This is a genomic window from Mycobacterium marseillense, from assembly GCF_010731675.1.
Lineage (GTDB): Bacteria > Actinomycetota > Actinomycetes > Mycobacteriales > Mycobacteriaceae > Mycobacterium > Mycobacterium marseillense.
Genome location: NZ_AP022584.1, coordinates 4,441,131 through 4,457,448 on the forward strand (window position 1 = coordinate 4,441,131; position 16,318 = coordinate 4,457,448).

18 protein-coding genes are annotated in these 16,318 nt (G+C 67.6%); 11 read left to right on the forward strand and 7 right to left on the reverse strand.

Annotated elements, in window-relative coordinates; genetic code table 11:
• Positions 1-9: 9 nt before the first annotated feature.
• From G6N26_RS20670 to G6N26_RS20680, 3 genes are read left to right on the forward strand one after another with little or no spacing between them, the layout of a single operon-like run.
• On the forward strand, positions 10-1,734 hold the full coding sequence (locus tag G6N26_RS20670) for a virulence factor Mce family protein (RefSeq protein WP_083014613.1): 1,725 nt from the start codon (positions 10-12) through the stop codon (positions 1,732-1,734).
• The gene (locus tag G6N26_RS20675) at positions 1,734-2,453 is read left to right on the forward strand and encodes a mammalian cell entry protein (protein ID WP_083014616.1); all 720 of its coding nucleotides are present in this window, start codon (positions 1,734-1,736) and stop codon (positions 2,451-2,453) included. Before G6N26_RS20670 ends, G6N26_RS20675 begins: the two co-directional genes overlap by 1 nt.
• Positions 2,453-2,944: a mammalian cell entry protein gene (locus G6N26_RS20680; RefSeq protein ID WP_067164752.1), complete on the forward strand. Its 492-nt coding sequence runs from the start codon at positions 2,453-2,455 to the stop codon at positions 2,942-2,944. The genes G6N26_RS20675 and G6N26_RS20680 overlap by 1 nt, the downstream gene beginning before the upstream one ends.
• 1 nt (position 2,945) lies before the next feature.
• On the opposite strand, the gene G6N26_RS20685 is transcribed toward G6N26_RS20680, so the two are convergent.
• From G6N26_RS20685 to G6N26_RS20695, 3 genes are all read right to left on the reverse strand, one after another.
• Positions 2,946-3,524: a hypothetical protein gene (locus tag G6N26_RS20685; RefSeq protein ID WP_067164748.1), complete on the reverse strand. Its 579-nt coding sequence runs from the start codon at positions 3,522-3,524 to the stop codon at positions 2,946-2,948.
• Positions 3,525-3,610: 86 nt separating this feature from the next.
• A complete protein-coding gene (locus tag G6N26_RS20690; protein ID WP_067164745.1) occupies positions 3,611-5,092 on the reverse strand; it encodes an alpha,alpha-trehalose-phosphate synthase (UDP-forming) in 1,482 nt (493 codons plus the stop codon).
• On the reverse strand, positions 5,093-5,257 hold the full coding sequence (locus G6N26_RS20695; RefSeq protein WP_095576472.1) for a hypothetical protein: 165 nt from the start codon (positions 5,255-5,257) through the stop codon (positions 5,093-5,095). It lies immediately after the preceding gene.
• Between the two features lie 233 nt (positions 5,258-5,490).
• Here G6N26_RS20695 and G6N26_RS20700 point away from each other — a divergent pair, with 233 nt between their 5' ends.
• From G6N26_RS20700 to G6N26_RS20710, 3 genes are all read left to right on the forward strand, one after another.
• Complete coding sequence (locus tag G6N26_RS20700) at positions 5,491-6,426, forward strand: enoyl-CoA hydratase (RefSeq protein ID WP_067164742.1); 936 nt, start codon at positions 5,491-5,493, stop codon at positions 6,424-6,426.
• Between the two features lie 102 nt (positions 6,427-6,528).
• Positions 6,529-7,368, forward strand: coding sequence for an SDR family oxidoreductase (locus tag G6N26_RS20705; RefSeq protein WP_067164739.1), 840 nt, complete (start codon positions 6,529-6,531; stop codon positions 7,366-7,368).
• 32 nt (positions 7,369-7,400) lie between these two features.
• Positions 7,401-8,192, forward strand: a complete 792-nt coding sequence (locus G6N26_RS20710; RefSeq protein WP_083014620.1) for an SDR family NAD(P)-dependent oxidoreductase — start codon at positions 7,401-7,403, stop codon at positions 8,190-8,192.
• Positions 8,193-8,305: 113 nt separating this feature from the next.
• Here the strand turns inward: G6N26_RS20710 and G6N26_RS20715 are convergent, their stop codons facing one another.
• The 3 genes from G6N26_RS20715 to G6N26_RS20725 all read right to left on the reverse strand — a co-directional run bounded on the left by G6N26_RS20715 (position 8,306) and on the right by G6N26_RS20725 (position 10,858).
• Positions 8,306-9,865 (reverse strand): LCP family protein, encoded by a 1,560-nt coding sequence (locus G6N26_RS20715; protein WP_139799075.1) that lies wholly within the window; start codon positions 9,863-9,865, stop codon positions 8,306-8,308.
• A gap of 343 nt (positions 9,866-10,208) precedes the next feature.
• Complete coding sequence (locus G6N26_RS20720; protein ID WP_083014627.1) at positions 10,209-10,598, reverse strand: integrase; 390 nt, start codon at positions 10,596-10,598, stop codon at positions 10,209-10,211.
• Positions 10,599-10,615: 17 nt separating this feature from the next.
• Positions 10,616-10,858, reverse strand: coding sequence for a hypothetical protein (locus tag G6N26_RS20725; protein ID WP_083014631.1), 243 nt, complete (start codon positions 10,856-10,858; stop codon positions 10,616-10,618).
• Positions 10,859-11,235: 377 nt separating this feature from the next.
• Here G6N26_RS20725 and G6N26_RS25860 point away from each other — a divergent pair, with 377 nt between their 5' ends.
• A complete protein-coding gene (locus G6N26_RS25860) occupies positions 11,236-11,412 on the forward strand; it encodes a hypothetical protein (RefSeq protein ID WP_165605020.1) in 177 nt (58 codons plus the stop codon).
• 17 nt (positions 11,413-11,429) lie between these two features.
• On the opposite strand, the gene G6N26_RS20730 is transcribed toward G6N26_RS25860, so the two are convergent.
• A complete protein-coding gene (locus G6N26_RS20730; protein ID WP_083014638.1) occupies positions 11,430-12,920 on the reverse strand; it encodes an amidase in 1,491 nt (496 codons plus the stop codon).
• Between the two features lie 123 nt (positions 12,921-13,043).
• Here G6N26_RS20730 and G6N26_RS20735 point away from each other — a divergent pair, with 123 nt between their 5' ends.
• The 4 genes from G6N26_RS20735 to G6N26_RS20750 all read left to right on the forward strand — a co-directional run bounded on the left by G6N26_RS20735 (position 13,044) and on the right by G6N26_RS20750 (position 16,317).
• Complete coding sequence (locus tag G6N26_RS20735) at positions 13,044-13,919, forward strand: alpha/beta fold hydrolase (RefSeq protein ID WP_179960242.1); 876 nt, start codon at positions 13,044-13,046, stop codon at positions 13,917-13,919.
• An 88-nt stretch (positions 13,920-14,007) separates the two neighbouring features.
• Positions 14,008-14,676, forward strand: coding sequence for a S1 family peptidase (locus tag G6N26_RS20740; protein WP_083014642.1), 669 nt, complete (start codon positions 14,008-14,010; stop codon positions 14,674-14,676).
• 87 nt (positions 14,677-14,763) lie between these two features.
• Positions 14,764-15,234, forward strand: coding sequence for a lipoprotein LpqH (locus G6N26_RS20745; protein WP_067169354.1), 471 nt, complete (start codon positions 14,764-14,766; stop codon positions 15,232-15,234).
• 42 nt (positions 15,235-15,276) lie between these two features.
• Positions 15,277-16,317 (forward strand): MAP_0585 family protein, encoded by a 1,041-nt coding sequence (locus G6N26_RS20750; RefSeq protein WP_083014645.1) that lies wholly within the window; start codon positions 15,277-15,279, stop codon positions 16,315-16,317.
• Position 16,318 lies beyond the last annotated feature (1 nt).

The window sequence follows — 16,318 nt, forward strand, 5'->3', positions numbered from 1 at the left end:
GCGGCGCAGATGCACGACAGACTGACCAAGATCCAGCTGGTGATCTTCGCGGTAATCACTGCCATCACCCTGACCGTGATGGCGATCTTCTACCTGCGGCTGCCCGCGACGTTCGGTATCGGAACCTACGGCGTGAGCGCCGATTTCACTGCCGGCGGCGGCCTGTACAAGAATGCCAACGTCACCTACCGAGGCGTGGCGGTCGGCCGTGTCGAGTCGGTGGGTCTGAGCTCCAACGGCGTCATCGCCCAGATGCGGCTCAATAGCGAGACCGCCATCCCGTCGAACGTCACCGCCACCGTCAAGAGTGTGTCCGCCGTCGGTGAGCAGTACATCGACCTGGTGCCCCCGGGCTCACCGGCATCAGGCAAGTTGACCAACGGATCCCGCATCGAGCGGCAGAACACCCGGATCGGCCAGGACGTCGCCGACCTGCTGAAGCGCGCGGAGACACTGGTCAACAGCCTGGGCGACACCCGGTTGCGAGAGTTGCTGCACGAGACGTTCATCGCGGCGAATGGATCGGGTCCGGAGATGGCCCGGCTCTTCGAGTCGGCCCGGCTGCTGGTGGACGAGGCCAACGCCAACTATCCGCAAGTCTCGCAGTTGATCGACCAGGCGGGCCCCTTCCTACAGGCCCAGATCCGCGCCGGCGGCGACATCAAGTCACTGTCGGATGGCTTGGCGCGGTTCACCTCCGAGGTTCGTCAGGCCGACCCGCAGCTGCGCGACACCCTGGCGACCGCACCAGGCGCCACCGACGAGGCCAGCACCGCGTTCTCCGGCATCCGCCCCTCCTTCCCGGCGCTGGCCGCCAGCCTGTCCAACCTGGGCCGGGTCGGCGTCATCTACCACAAGTCGATCGAACAGCTGTTGGTGGTGCTGCCGGCGTTGTTCGCCGCGATCATCACGATGGCGGGCGGACCGCCGCTCGACGAGGGCGGAAAGCTGGACTTCAAGCTCGACCTCAACGACCCGCCGCCGTGCGCTGTCGGTTTCCTGCCGCCGCCGCTGATGCGCACTCCCGCGGATGAAACGGTGCGCGAGCTTCCAAGGGACATGTACTGCAAGACCGCCCAGAACGATCCCAGCACCGTGCGTGGCGCCCGCAACTACCCGTGCCAGGAGTTTCCCGGAAAACGCGCCCCCACGATTCAGCTCTGCCGCGACCCCAAGGGCTACGTGCCGATCGGCCGCAACCCGTGGCGCGGCCCCCCGGTGCCCTACGACACCCCGATGACCAACGGGCTGAACGTGTTGCCGCCCAACCACTTCCCGTATATCCCGCCGGATGCCGAACCCGATCCCGGCACACCGATCGTCGGGCCGCCGCCCCCGGGCGCGGTGCCTGGGCCGGGGCCGCTGCCCAACAAGCAGCCGGCCTTCGCCCCGCCGCCGCCCAACGACAACGGGCCCCCGCCGCCGTTCACCTCGTGGCAGCCACCGGGTGTGCCGCCGGTACCGCCGCAGCTGCCGTATCCGAAATGGCTGCCCCCGCCGGCGCCGCCGCTGGGGATCAACCCACCGCCGGCGGGACCGGGACCGGAGAAGCCGTGGGGCCCGCCGCCGGGCGGGCAGCCGCAGGCCAGCGCACCGGCTTACGCCACTTATGACGAGAAGACCGGCGCGTTTGTCGATCCGGCGGGCGGCACTGGTATCTTCGCCGCCGGCGCCACCGGAACCTCCGGCGCCGAGAACTGGGTGGACCTCATGCTTGATCCAAGGCCTATGTAATGGACCGTGTAATGGACGCTGCCGTGGCAGGCGAACAAACAGCCAAGCCGCGGGCTCGTCGTCGAGCCTCGCGCGCGGCGGGGCCCGCCAAGGGTGAGTCCACGCAGGACGTGACGGTCCAGGCCGACGGTCAGGCCGCGCCGAAGCAGCCCGCGAAACCCGTCAAGGCCCTCAAGTCCATCAAGCCGCCGCCGCGGCGTCAGCCGCACCGCAGCCTGGTGGCGTGGGTCTCGTTCGCGGCGGCACTATTGGCGGTCGGGGCGTTGGCCGGCTGTGTGGCCGCGCTGATCATCCAGCAACGCCACACCACCGCCGCGCAGGCGCGCGATCAGCGCTTCGTCGACACCGCCACTCAGACGGTGGTCAACATGTTCAGCTACAAGCAGGACAACATTGACGAGAGCGTCGACCGCTTCATCAACGGCACCAGCGGCCCGCTGCGGGGGATGCTCGGCGCGAACAACAACGCTGAAAACCTCAAGGCCTTGTTCCGCTCCACCAACGCCACATCGGAAGCCGTCGTCAACGGTGCCGCGCTGGAAGGCGTTGACGCCGTTGCGAATAACGCATCCGTGCTGGTGTCGGTGCGGGTCACCGTCGCCGACATCGACGGGGTCAACAAGCCGTCCATGCCCTATCGCTTGCGTGTCATCGTGCACGAAGACGAATCCGGGCGGATGAGCGGCTACGACCTGAAGTATCCAGACGGGGGTAATTGATGCGATGGCGGCGCTGGCTGCTGGTCGTCGCGGGATACCTTCTGGCCGTGGCGTTCGTCGGGCTGTCCGCGGTGGCCGGCTGGATGTACTGGGGGCGGGTCGAAGCGCGCGGCGAGCAGGCGGCGCGCGCGGTGTTGCCCGGCCTGGCGGCCAGGGAGATCCCCCAGGTGTTCGCCTATGACTACCAAACCGTCGAGCGGAGTTTGACGGCCGCGTACTCCATGTTGACGCCCGACTACCGCGCGGAGTTCCAGAAGAGCGCCAACACCCAGATCATCCCCGAAGCCAAGAAGCGCGAAGTGGTGGTGCAGGCCAACGTCGTCGGCGTGGGAGTCATGTCCGCTAAACGGGATTCGGCGGCCGTGATGGTTTACATGAACCGGACGGTCACCGACAAGTCACGCCAGCCGCTGTATGACGGCAGCCGGTTGCGGGTCGACTTCAAAAAGATCGGCAAGCAGTGGCTGATCGCCTACATCACGCCGATCTAGCTCAGTAGCACATCGCAATGCCGTTGCAGTACAACGGGTAACGCTCGATCGGGCTGGGCGGCGGTCCGATCATCGCCAGTGAGAACGGCTGCTTCTTCATTTCCGGCTCCAGCCCACACACCGGCCCGTGCAGCGTGGTGTGGGTGCCGCTCATCGTTTCGTCGCTGAACGCGAAGGTTTCGGTGGACGGCGCGGTGCCCCCTCCCGGACATGACACGCCGTTGTCCTTGTCAATCTTGAATGTCCATAACATGCTCGACATCCGAGCCCGACCGCTGAAATTCTGCAACTTGTCGGCCGCGCTGATCCGCTCGTCCGTGAAACTCACGATGTTCAGCGCGCAGTTCATCGCGAAGACGATCGGATCGGAATAGTCGTTCATGTTCCGGGTCCCGGACGGCTGATCGCAGAGCGCCGTGACGGTCCAGGTCACGCCCGAGACGCCCGCCTCGTTGAAGGAGTAGTTACCGTCCGCCGGTGGACCGAGCGCCTTGGCCGGTTCGCCGGATTGCAACGCGATTCCCGTTGCGACGGCAGTGCAGACGGCGGCACCCGCGGCCATTCCGTGACGGAGCTTCATGGGACTCTTTCTCCTTCGCGTGCGACGCTGCACCCGAGTATCACAGCGTTGGCGCGCCAACACCATGGGTTCCCGGCGCATCCGGGCTAATCGGCGTCATGGGGCCGCGCCTCGGCGAGCGCATCGAGGAATGACCGTGCCCAGCGGTCGACGTCGTGGGCGAGCACCTGGCGGCGCAGCGACCGCATGCGCCGCCGTCCGTCCTCGGCGGACTGGTTGAGCGCGGCCTCGATGGCGTCCTTGACCCCTTCGAGGTCGTGCGGGTTGACCAGGTACGCCTGCCGCAGTTCGGCGGCGGCCCCGGTGAATTCGGACAGCACGAGCGCGCCACCCAGATCGCTGCGGCAGGCGACGTACTCCTTGGCGACCAGGTTCATCCCGTCGCGCAGCGGGGTGACCAGCATGACGTCGGCGGCCACGAAGAAGGCGATGAGTTCGTCGCGGGGGACCGGCCGGTGCAGGTAGTGCACCACCGGATGCCCGACTTCGCCGTACTCGCCGTTGATATGGCCGACTTGGCGTTCGATGTCGTTGCGCAGCTGCTGGTAACTGTCCACCCGCTCGCGGCTCGGTGTCGCCAACTGGATCAGCACCGTGTCGTCACGCTTGGCGCGGCCTTCGGCGAGCAGTTCCGAAAAGGCTTTCAGCCGAACGTCGATGCCCTTGGTGTAGTCCAGCCGGTCGACGCCGAGCAGCACCTTGCGGGGGTTGCCGAGTTCGGCCCGAATCTCCTTGGCGCGACGCCTGATATCGCGGTGTCGGGCCGTCTGGTCGAGCGCAGTGGAGTCGATGGAGATAGGGAAAGCGCCCACCCGGACGACGCGGGAGTCGACCTCGACCTCGCCGTAGCGCGACCGTACCCCGACCGCCCCGCGCGACGTGTTGGCTCCGATCAGCCGCCGGGACAGGAACAGGAAGTTCTGCGCACCGCCGGACAGGTGGAATCCGACGAGGTCGGCGCCCAGCAGGCCCTTGACGATCTCGGTCCGCCAGGGCAGCTGCATGAACAGTTCCACCGGCGGGAAGGGGATGTGCAGGAAGAAGCCGATGGTCAGATCGGGGCGCATTTCGCGCAGCATCGCCGGGACCAGTTGCAGCTGGTAGTCCTGCACCCACACGGTCGCGCCGCGCGCGGCGGCACGCGAGGTGGCCTCGGCGAAGCGACGGTTGACGATGACGTAGCGCTCCCACCATTCGCGGTGGTAGATCGGCTTGACGATGACGTCGTGATACAGGGGCCACAGCGTGGCGTTGGAGAAGCCCTCGTAGTACTCGGCGACGTCGCCGGCGCTCAGCTTGACCGGCCGAAGTTCCAGGTCGTCCTGGACGATGGGCGCGTCTTCGTGGTCGACGTCCTCGTCGACGACGCCGGGCCAGCCGACCCACGCCCCGCGCCGTCGGCGCAGTAGGGGCTCCAGGGCGGTGACCAGTCCGCCGGGGCTGCGCTTCCAGGCCGTGGTGCCGTCGGGAAGCACCTCCCGGTCTACCGGCAGCCGGTTGGCAACGACGACGAAGTCGGAATTCCCGAATTTGGCTGCCTTGGAGCTTCGCCCTCCCCCGGGAGCCATTTATGCGTCGAGTTTCGCCGGCCCAATACCCAGCATGGACAGAAAAACCCGGCATTCGTCGGCGTCGGTGGCATACGCCGCGACGACCCGCCTGGCCTGGCTCGCAGTGCTGTCCGCCACCGGCTCGACATCGCCGATTTCGCCAGGATCAGATTTCGTAGGCATGACTTAACTGTAGGCGACGCGAGTGACCGGGCGCAGCCCGTCTCACCAGCTAACGGGCGTCGGACGCATTTATGGCTGGTTTGCAGGGCTTCGCCGCGCCGCTCGCGAAGTCACGATCGGACGGCGCGCACCGCCGGCGGGGACTCCCGGCGCGTGCCCCCAGCGCGGTCCCGGTTACACACTGGCCGTAATCTGTAAACAAGGCCAATTCAACGACGAACGAGGTGGGCGGAATGACAGTCTCCGAGCAAGCCGAAGCCGGGGCGGACGGCGCCAACGCCCCGGAGCTCGTGGCCTACGAAACCCTCGACGAGGGCCGCATCGCGCGGATCTGGCTGAACCGGCCCGAAGCCCACAATGCGCAAAGTCGCGGCCTGCTGGTCCAGCTCGACGAGGCCTTCGGCCGCGCCGAGGCCGACGACACCGTTCGCGTGGTGATCCTGGCGGCGCGTGGCAGGAACTTTTCCGCCGGCCACGACCTGGGTTCCGAGCAGGCACTGGCCGAGCGCGCACCGGGCCCGGGGCAGCATCCGAGCTTCCGCTCGCGCGGGGCCACGCTCGAGCCGATCATGGAGAAGCTGTACCACCAGGAGTGGCACTACTTCTTCGAAAACACCTGCCGCTGGCGCGATTTGCGCAAGATCACCATCGCCCAGGTGCAGGGCAACGCGATCTCGGCCGGTCTGATGTTGATCTGGGCGTGCGACCTGATCGTCGCGGCCGACAATGCAAAGTTCAGCGACGTCGTCGCGGTCCGGTTGGGTATGCCGGGTGTCGAATATTACGCTCACCCTTGGGAATTCGGGCCGCGCAAGGCCAAAGAGCTGCTGTTGACCGGTGATTCGATCGACGCGGACGAGGCGCACCGGCTGGGTATGGTGTCCAAGGTTTTCGCTGTCGACGAATTAGAGGAAAAGACACTCGAATTCGCGCGACGCATCGCCGAGCGGCCCACGATGGCGTCGCTGCTCATCAAGGATTCGGTCAACGCCGCCTCCGACGCGATGGGGTACACCGAGGCGCTGCGCCACGCTTTCCACGTGCATCTGCTGGGGCATGCCCATTGGGCGGCGTTCAACGAGAATCGGTGGCCGGTTGGCCAGCCTCCGCACGTCGAGGATTGGCGTGACGCGAAGCCGACGAAGGTGGCGCGCCGCGATACGCCGTAGCGCCGGGCGGCGCAGGACCTAACGAGACCGGGGGTAGCGATATTCCCCCCGAGGGGACATGCTTCTATAGCTAGAACCTGTTCCAGTTTGAAAGGGCCTCGCGTGCAGCTTTCTTTCCAAGACCGGACGTACCTGATCACCGGCGGTGGCAGCGGGATCGGCAAGGGCGTGGCCACGGGGCTGGTCGCGGCCGGCGCGTCGGTCATGATCGTCGGCCGCAATGCCGATCGCCTCGCCGAGGCCGTCAAGGAGATCGAGGCCCTGCCCGGCGAGGGCTCCATTCGTTATGAGCCCACCGACGTCACGAACGAGGACGAGGTGGCCCGCGCGGTCGACGCCGCGACGGCCTGGCACGGCCGACTGCACGGCGCGGTGCATTGCGCGGGTGGCTCGCTGACCGTGGGGCCGATCACCCACACCGACTCCGAAGCGTGGCGAAACACCGTCGACCTCAACGTCAATGGCACCATGTACGTGCTCAAGCACGTGGGGCGCGAGCTGGTGCGCGGCGGCGGTGGCTCGTTCATCGGGATCTCATCGATCGCGGCCAGCAACACCCACCGGTGGTTCGGCCCGTACGGGGTCACCAAGTCGGCGATCGACCACATGATGATGCTGGCCGCCGACGAGCTCGGCCCGTCCTGGGTGCGGGTCAACAGCATCCGGCCGGGCCTGATTCGCACCGATCTTGTCGACGCGAGCGTGATCCAGTCACCCGAGATCAGTGGTGACTACGCGCTGTGCACCCCGCTGCCGCGGGTCGGCGAGGTCGAGGACGTGGCCAACCTGGCGCTGTTCCTGCTCAGCGACGCGGCCGCCTGGATCACCGGCCAGTGCATCAACGTCGACGGGGGACACATTCTGCGCCGCGGTCCGGATTACTCCTCGATGATGGTGCAGATGTACGGCGAGGATGCGCTGCGCGGGGTGGTCGCACCCTGACCCGTCGCCGCGCCTAGTGAACGGGAGAAGCGATGAAGCGACTCGAGGACAAGCGGATTCTGGTGACCGGTGCCGCGTCGGGGATCGGTCAGGCGACCACGCTGCGCTTGCTCGATGAGGGCGCCGCCGTCGCGGCCTCCGACGTCGCGGCCGAGGGCCTGGACGCGACGCGGGCACAGGCACAAGAGGCCGGCACCGCCGACCGGCTCACCACCGTGCCGATGGATGTCGGCAGCGAGGCTTCGGTGGTCGACGGGGTGCGCCTGGCCGCCGAGCAGCTCGGCGGCCTTGACTCGCTGGTCAACGCCGCCGGCATCCTGCGAGCCGCGCACACCCACGACACCAGCCTCGAACTCTGGAACCAGATCGTCGGCGTCAACCTGACCGGGACGTTTCTGGTGGTGCGGGAGGCGTTACCGTCGCTGCTGGCAAATCCGCGCAGCGCGGTCGTGAACTTCAGCTCGACGTCGGCCTCGTTCGCCCATCCCTATATGGCCGCCTACGCCGCGAGCAAGGGCGGCATCCAGGCGTTCACCCACTCGCTGGCGCTGGAATATGCCAAGCAGGGTCTGCGCGCGGCGTGCGTCGCCCCGGGCAGCATCAAGTCCGGGATCACCGACGCCACTGGCGGATACATCCCGAAGGACGCCGACTGGTCGCTGTTTCCCCGGCTCATGCCGATCCTGCCGACCACGACGGAGTCCAGCGGCACGGGGATGGCCGGCCCCGACGCGGTCGCCGGGGTGATCGCCATGCTGGTATCCGACGACGGAGCCTGGATCACCGGCACCGAGATCCGCATGGACGGCGGCACGCACGCTTGAAGCGTGGCTGGTTGATGGCGGCGACCCGCTGCGCCCGGCTTGGACTATGCGGCGACCCGCTGCGCCCGGCTCCGCCGCGCTTGCGATCGCCACGACCGCGCTTGCGATCGCCGCTAGTTGACGCAGGGCACGCCCCCGCCGTCGATCGGCTTTCCCTGATCGGGCGTCGGGTAGGTCGTCGTGGTGCCGTTGTAGTAGTAGGACTTAACCTTCGTCGACGCGGTGGTGCTGGTGCTCGTCACGTCGTCCATCTGGGTGTCGTCCGGTGTGGGGATCGAGAAATTGGTGTCCACCGTCACCCGGATGTGGCCCGGCTGGACGCCGGGGCTGGGCTGACTGGGTGCGTCCATGCCCAGCAGGTTGGCCACGTTGCGCGCGTCGGTCTGCGCGCCGGCGCCGTACGCGATCGAGCTGGTGGTCGGCTCGCCGGACTCGCGGTCGCGGACCTGGCCCGGGGTGTAGCCCTTCTTTTTCAGGGCGCGCGATACCTCGGTGGCGAGCCCGCTCATGCTGCCCGAGTTGACCACGTCGACGACCGTGGACGGATCGGGCTTGACGGCCGTGGTGGTGGCCGCGGTGGTCGGTGCGTCGGTGCCGATCGCCGCCGCCACCTCGGCCTTGATCGCGCCCGGGTCGACGATGTTGACGTCCTGGCCATCGATGTTGTCGTAGCGCAGGACCGGCAGGGTCCGGAATTCCAGATTGCCGCCGGCGAGCCCGCCGAGCCGTTGGATCATCTCGTCATTCCAGCCGGACGACAGCACCACGTCCTTGCGCGCCACCGCCATCAGGTTCTTGAGCTTGTCGATGTTGGTGAAGGTGCCCGCGGCCTGCAACTCCTGCATGACGGACGAGATAAACGCCTGTTGCCGGTGGGTGCGGTCCAGGTCGCCGTTGTCCAGGCCGTGCCGCTGCCGGACGAACGACAGCGCCTCGGACGCGTCCAATCGCTGGCGCCCGGCCGGGAAGTCGGCGCCGGAATACGAGTCGTAGACGGCGTGGTTCAGGCACACCTCGACGCCGCCCAGCGTCTGCGCCAGGTCGTAGAAGCCGGCCAGGTTGACCTCGGCGAAGTAGTCGATCGGGACGCCGGTCAGGCTGCGCACCGCGCGCAGGGTCGCCGCCCGCCCGGCCTCACGGCCCTTGGTCTCGAGCTCTTTTTGACTGCTCGTCCCCTGGTTGGCCAGCTTTTGCGCGACGTACTGCTTGGTCAGCCCGTACGCCTCTTTGATCTTGATGTGGTTGTATCCCGGGACCCCGGTGAACGGCACCCAGTCGTCGCGCGGGATCGAGAAGGCGACGACTTTGTTGTCGGCGCTGACGTGCACCAGGATCAGGGTGTTGGTGTTGTAGCCGCCGTCGTCGGAATCGCCTGCATGCAGGTGCTTCAGAATCGAATACGGCAGGTCGTTGCCGTCCTGGTCTTTCCGCGAGTCCAGGCCGATCAGCAGGATGTTCATGTTGTCGCCGCTGGAGCGCGGGTCGTCGGGCTGCAGCGCGTTGGAAACGGTGATGCCGCCCAATGCGCCGTGCGCCACGTAATACCCGGCGCCGGTCAGCCCGACCGCCGCCACGGAAACCAGCGCGCCCAGGGTGCGCGTCAGCCCTTTGCGGAATCGAGAGGACTGACGGACGGCTCGGTGGCGGCGATGAGCGCCGCCCGAGCGGGCCATCACAAACCTCTGCCCACACCCAGCGCAGCACCGGACCCCGCAACGGCGGTTAGCGGCGATGTCGCTTCGAGCATGGTGACAAGTATGCGTTAGCTAGCTGTGAAGGCCCCAATCGAGAGCGCCCACCGCGAACCGCCGCGAGCGGATCCAGCGGGTCGGGTGCGCGGGATTCGCGCGCACGATCCTCGCTCTACCTGGCCGTTTTGGTCGGGCGATGCCGGGGTCCGGCCCGGATGGTCTCCTGCCGGGCTCGAGCGGAAGACGGATCGAGCCGAACTCGTGACCGCGCGGATACCTGGTACCGAACCGGCATCGCCCGCGGCCGGCCAGCAAACCGTCGCCGTCAGCAGTACAGGTACTCGATGCGCCATCGACCATTGACATAGTCGGCGCGGTACTGGCCGCCCAGTGCCGGGTTGGCATCGTGAATGAGGCCAGAGCCGCCGACCCCGGGCGTGAAGCCCGGGGGATCCCACGCGATGGACACCGGGTGGGGCGGCATGGTCGGCGTGCATCCGACTTGCTTCTTGATGTAGCCGTCGATGATCACGCGCTCTGCGGCGGCCTGGTCATCGCCGTCCGGCGCAGGGGCCTTGGCGCACAGCGCATTTGCGCTACAGGGACGCTGGCCCACGGCGGCGAGCGCTACGTGCGTCGGCGCGTTTGTGGTCAGCGTTGCCGCCGCGAGCAACCCGACGGTCACGACGGTCCGGGCACTTCTGCCGATGCGCATGTCGTCTCCCCACAGTGCTATCTGGCTTTGACCAGGTCCTCGCCCGACGTGTAAAAGAGCGTGATATTGGTGCCGGTGACAATTTCAGCGAGGTAGACACCCGCCGGTTCGACCTCGTAGTAGTAGTGGGTATTGCCCTGAATATCCAGCGTCGACGCGCACGGGTAACCAGGCGCCCCGCAGCGCTGCTTGATCGGTATTGCGAACACCGCGAGCAACACGACAACGGCGATTCCGATGCTCAGCGGGACTTTTTTCACTGCCGACCTCGTTCGCGCCAGATCTACCACCGTTGGAGTGTAAGCGGCCGATCCGCCCCTGGCACCTGCTGCGCCCAGGGGCGCTTTCGAGGCCGGCAGCGTTTGGGCCGCCGGGTGCGGCGGGTACGCGGATTTGAGCCGATTGAAGGACTGAGCATGAGCGATACGGACCTCAGGCCGCTTTCGGAGGAGTGGCCAGGCAATTCAGAGCCAACGGAGCCGGGGACGCCGGGCGAGACGCCGGAGCGCCTCACGCCGACGGAAGCACCCGAACGGCTCACGCCGACAGAACCGCCGGAGCGCTTGACGCCATCGGAACCACCCGAGCGTCCCGCTTCGGAATAGCGAACGCGACCAAGCAGGATCGGAGGACAGACATGCGTGCCGAGGAAGGCGACGAATCGGTCAAGGACTACGCGAATGAAGGCCGGGAAACCCTGGGCCGCATCAAGGCTTCCCAGCTCGCGGGCGGACGGCTGGGCGCCATCGCCCGACGGTTCGCCACGCTGTGGCGGGGTCAGCGTGACCAGCAGGACACCGATCCGCCAGCGTAAACTGCTTGCGGCAGCGACTAATTCGTGACCGCAGCGGGGTGCCGGTGAGCCCACGGGTTGGCCTCTTCGAGTTGGGCGGCCAACTGCAGGAGGCCGCCGTCGGCACCCAACTTCCCGACGAATTGCACACCCAGCGGAAGGCCCTCCTGCGTCCAATGCAGGGGGACGCTGATCGCGGGGCGCCCGGTGAGGTTGGCCAGCTGCGTGTAGGGCACCCAGCCTAGGCTCTCCTGGATGAGGTCGTCGAGAATTCCGCTGAGCCCCATGAGTTTTCCCGCGTGCAGCCGGCTGATCACTCGGGCCGCGCGCTGTAACACCGCCGACGTCGCCGTGGCGCCCACCTCCAGGGGCGGGGTGGCCAGGGTGGGGGTGAGGAAATAGTCGTAGGCACCGTGGAACTCGGTCAGGGACTGGATGTAGTCGTTCCTGCTTTCCAGCGCGGACATGGCCGCCAGGACACCACCGGATCGGCCGAGTTCACTGACGGCCAGCGTGTCGGCCTCAAAGTCGCTGTCCCGGGCGCCGGTTCGCCGTTTGATGTCCGCGACCTGCTGGTGAAGCTGCGCGAACCAAATGGTCAGAAAGTCACGGCCCAACGCGGCGTCATCGTAGGGCGGCGCGACCTCGTCGACCTGATGGCCCAACTCGCCCAGCAGGACGGCCGTCTTCTCGACGGCGGCGACGGCCTCGGGGTGGGGCCGCGGGTTGATCGCCGAGCGCGCCGAGTAACCGATTTTCAACCCCTTCGGGCGGAGCTTGAGGATGTCGTTGAATGCCTTGTCGGGCAACGCGGCTCGGTAGGCTGCACCGGGATGATTCCCGACGATCGCGTCGTAGAGTGCCGCACTGTCGCGCACGGTGCGCGACACCACCCCTTGGGTCGCCATTCCCAACATCATCTCGCCGGTCTGCGGGCCGTAGGGTGCCAGGCCCCTGCTGGGCTTGAGGCCGACAAGTCCGTTGCAGGCGGCGGGGATTCGGATCGACCCGCCACCGTCGTTGGCCCCGGCGGCCGGAACGATGCCGGCGGCCACCGCCGCCGCGGATCCGCCTGACGAGCCCCCCGGCGTGTGCTTCGTGTTCCACGGGTTGCGGGCCGGGCCCCAATAGTCGGGTTCCGTGACGCCCTTGGCCCCGAATTCGGGCGTATTGGTCATCCCGAAGATCACCAGGCCCGCGTCCAGAAACCGTTGTGTGATCAGCGCGTGCCGGTCGGCCACCTCATTGGCCAGCGAGCGCGACCCGCACGACGTGGGGAATCCGCGGTACTCCTGGCCGAGGTCTTTGAGCAGGAATGGGACACCGGCAAATGGCCCGCCCAGGTTCGGATCGGCGGCCTGGGCGTCGGCGACACCGTCGAGGCGACGGACGATGGCGTTCAACCGGGGATTCACGGCGTCCGCGCGCTGCCGTGCCAATGCGAGGAGTTCGGCCGGGGTGACCTGCTTGTCCTCGACCAGCCCGGCCAGGGCGGTCGCATCCATCGACATGTACTCGTCGAGATGCATGCCTTCTCCTTCACTCCGGGTCCGTCTAGTGCGGCGCCGACCCGCTCTCTAAATTGACGCCGCTGCACGCTCTTGGCGTCAAGTGAGTGCGGGCGCCGACCGGGGGCGCCTTAGTATCACCTGGTGCCCACGGCAGCTGAACCGTTCACGATCCGGGGTCCCGGCGGGGTCCAGATCGTCGCCGACCGCCTCGGGGATCCTCACGCCCGCGCCGTGGTGTTCTTGCACGGCGGGGGACAGACGCGCCGTTCCTGGGGCAAGGCCGCTGCCGCGGTCGCCGCGCGGGGATGGCAGGCCGTCACCGTCGACCTGCGCGGCCACGGCGAATCGGACTGGTCCGACGACGGCGACTATCGCGTCGTCAGTTTCGCCGCCGACGTCCAAGAGGTACTGCACACGCTGCCTTCGCGACCGGTGCTGGTCGGTGCCTCGCTGGGCGGGTTCACATCGATGCTGCTCGCCGGGGAGCTGTCCCCGGGCATCGCGAGCGCGGTCGTGTTGGTGGACATCGTGCCGAACATGGACCAGTCCGGTGCGAATCGGATACATGCCTTCATGGCCGAGCGGGTGGAATCGGGGTTCGCCTCGTTGGACGAAGTCGCCGATGCGATCGCCGAGTACAACCCGCATCGGCCGCGACCGACCGATCTCGACGGCCTGACCACCAACCTGCGTCGCCGCGGCGACCGCTGGTATTGGCACTGGGACCCGCAATTCATCAGCGGCACTGCGGCATTCCCGCCGTTCGAGGTCACCGACCCCGATCGGATGCACACGGCCGTGGAGGCGATCCTGCGCGGCGGGGTGCCGATGCTCCTCGTCCGCGGGCAGATGAGCGATCTCGTCAGCCAGGAGCGCGCCGACGAATTCCTAACGCGTTTCCCCCAAGTCGAATTCACCGATGTCCGCGGTGCCGGGCACATGGTCGCCGGCGACCGCAACGACATCTTCGCCGGCGCCGTGCTGGACTTCCTGGCCCGGCACGTCGACGCCGGATGAGCCGCCCGCGCGGAAACGGCTGGCCGCCAGTGCATTCGGGGCGGGCGGCGCTGCTACGATCTGCCGGGCACAAACGGAGGGGGACGACGTGAGCATGCCGTGGTTGCGAGGGCTGGGAATCGTCGGGGCCGTGTTGGTGGCCGCGACGACGGTGGCGAAAACCGCTGCGGCAGCGCCGCCCCCGGCTCTGCCGTCGCCGCCTCCGGCGCCGGGCATGGGAGTCGATCATGAAGCCGGCAGGTGCACAGCGGGATTCGCGGCGCAGGGCACCGACGGCAGCTATTATCTGATGACCAGCGGGCACTGCGACTCGCACGACGGTGCGGAGTGGACGTACGGCAACGACGCGCCACTGGGCAAAATCTCGGCCAGCGAGCATGAAGGCGCCAAGCGCGACGCCGCGATCATCCGCCTCGAGCCGAGTGTCGGGATGCCGGTGGGCGATGTAGGGGGCAGATATCAGGTTCGGGATGTGTTGAGCCGCGCGCAGATTCAGCCCGGTATGCCATTCTGCAAGATCGGTGCGGTGACCGGCGAGACGTGCGGCTCCATCAAGGGCATCGACGGCGATGTGGTCGAAGCCAGCGTGTTCAGCCTGGACGGCGACAGCGGAAGTCCCGGCTTCGTGATGAACCCGGACGGCACCGTGAGCGCGGTCGGTCTGTTGATGTCCTCGCCCGACGGCGACGATTACACGACCTACTTCATGCTGATCAATCCGCTGCTGGACAGGTGGGGGCTGCGCGTTCTCCCCTGAGCGTCGTAGCGTTTGCAATTCAGGAGTACCGGGTACCGAGGCCATGGTGAAGTGGCAGCGGAACCGGCGACACGAGGGGAAGCGGTAGTGAAGCGTGGGATCGTAGTCGGAGTAGGCGGCCTGGCCCTGGTGATCGCGGCCAGCGCCGGATGTTCGAGTAACAAGTCCAGCACGGGATCGTCGGGCTCGTCTGCTGCGCCCTCAGCGTCGGGTCCGCAAGTCATCGTCGACGGTCAGAACCAGAACGTCAGCGGGCAGGTCACGTGCGCCGCTGCGGGCGACAACATCAACATCGGCATCGGCGACCCAACGGCCGGGCTGGGTGCGGTGGTCAGCAATGGCAACCCGCCGCTGGTGCATTCAGTCGGGCTGGGCACCGTCAACGGCGTCGCGCTCGGTTTCTCTGACGCCGCGCCGAGCCAGGGCGGCAGTGCCGGAGCCGCGGTCAATGGCAAGGACTGGGCGATCAAAGGCACCGCAACCGGTATCGACATGAGCAACCCGCAGCAACCGCAGCAGGTGACCAAGTCATTTGAATTGGACGTCACCTGCCCGTAGCGCAGGCCGTCGACATCCAAGAGGGGAACCCCAGCTATGTCTATGAAACGTGTCGTCAGCGCTGCCGCGCTGGCTGCTGGCCTGAGTATCTCGACAGCGACCCTGAACGCCGGCTCGGCCTTCGCCGCGCCACTTGATCCTCCACCACCGTGCCCGAACTGCCACGGCGGCGGGGGTGGCGGTGGCAACCCCGGCGGACCGGGTGGACAGCCGGGCGGCTCCGGCGGTGGCGGCGGTCAGCAGGGCGGCGGCAACAACCCGCCGCAGGGTGGCCAGAACAGCCCGCCGCAGGGCGGACACAACAGTCCGCCTCAACAGGGTGGGCAGAACGGCCCGTCGCAGGGCGGGCAGAACAGTCCACCCCCGCAGGGCGGTCAGAACGGCCCGTCGCAGGGCGGTCAGGACAGTCCGCCCCAGCAGGGCGGGCAGACGAACGCACCACCCCAGGGCGGTCAGAACACGCCGCAGCCGAATGAACGCGGCCAGTCCCCGGGCCAGAACGGCCAGAACACACCGCCCAACCAGGACAACCAATACCCGCCGCAGCCGGGGCAGAACGCCCCGCGAAATGAGCCCGGTCAGAACCCGCCGCAGGGCGGGCAGACCAATGCCCCGGCGAACACTCAGAACCCGCCGCCGAACAAGCCGAACGAGAGGCAGCGGTATGCGTCGCTCAACCCACCGAGCACCCAGCCGCCGCACCCGCCCTACATCCCGCGTCACGACGTGATCACGGCTAACGCGCAGATCGGTGGCCCCGGCGGTCCGAACGTCCAATTCAGCATCCCGGGCCGCGGGGCGCCCCCACCCCCGCGCCAGCACAACTACGGCTGGAACGACGGCCCGGCCCCCGGCCACCCACCGCCGCACTGGGAGGGCCCGCCGCCTCCGGGCGGCTGGAACGGTCCGCCGCCTCCCGGTGGCTGGAACCGGCCGTGGGCCGGACCGCCGCGCGATGTGGCCGTGGCCCGGGGCGACTTCGGGCCCTTCAACTACAACACCTTCACCGTCATCCCGGTCTTCAACTGGCAGTACGGCGGTTGGGGTTACTGGTTCTTCGGTGTCTGGGTGCCCCTGTACTGAT

Coding starts and splice junctions, on each gene's coding strand:
- G6N26_RS20670 (WP_083014613.1), top strand. CDS start 10: ATGCACGACAGACTGACCAAGATCCAGCTGGTGATCTTCGCGGTAATC.
- G6N26_RS20675 (WP_083014616.1), top strand. CDS start 1,734: ATGGACCGTGTAATGGACGCTGCCGTGGCAGGCGAACAAACAGCCAAG.
- G6N26_RS20680 (WP_067164752.1), top strand. CDS start 2,453: ATGCGATGGCGGCGCTGGCTGCTGGTCGTCGCGGGATACCTTCTGGCC.
- G6N26_RS20685 (WP_067164748.1), bottom strand. CDS start 3,524: ATGAAGCTCCGTCACGGAATGGCCGCGGGTGCCGCCGTCTGCACTGCC.
- G6N26_RS20690 (WP_067164745.1), bottom strand. CDS start 5,092: ATGGCTCCCGGGGGAGGGCGAAGCTCCAAGGCAGCCAAATTCGGGAAT.
- G6N26_RS20695 (WP_095576472.1), bottom strand. CDS start 5,257: ATGCCTACGAAATCTGATCCTGGCGAAATCGGCGATGTCGAGCCGGTG.
- G6N26_RS20700 (WP_067164742.1), top strand. CDS start 5,491: ATGACAGTCTCCGAGCAAGCCGAAGCCGGGGCGGACGGCGCCAACGCC.
- G6N26_RS20710 (WP_083014620.1), top strand. CDS start 7,401: ATGAAGCGACTCGAGGACAAGCGGATTCTGGTGACCGGTGCCGCGTCG.
- G6N26_RS20715 (WP_139799075.1), bottom strand. CDS start 9,865: ATGGCCCGCTCGGGCGGCGCTCATCGCCGCCACCGAGCCGTCCGTCAG.
- G6N26_RS20720 (WP_083014627.1), bottom strand. CDS start 10,598: ATGCGCATCGGCAGAAGTGCCCGGACCGTCGTGACCGTCGGGTTGCTC.
- G6N26_RS25860 (WP_165605020.1), top strand. CDS start 11,236: ATGCGTGCCGAGGAAGGCGACGAATCGGTCAAGGACTACGCGAATGAA.
- G6N26_RS20730 (WP_083014638.1), bottom strand. CDS start 12,920: ATGCATCTCGACGAGTACATGTCGATGGATGCGACCGCCCTGGCCGGG.
- G6N26_RS20750 (WP_083014645.1), top strand. CDS start 15,277: ATGAAACGTGTCGTCAGCGCTGCCGCGCTGGCTGCTGGCCTGAGTATC.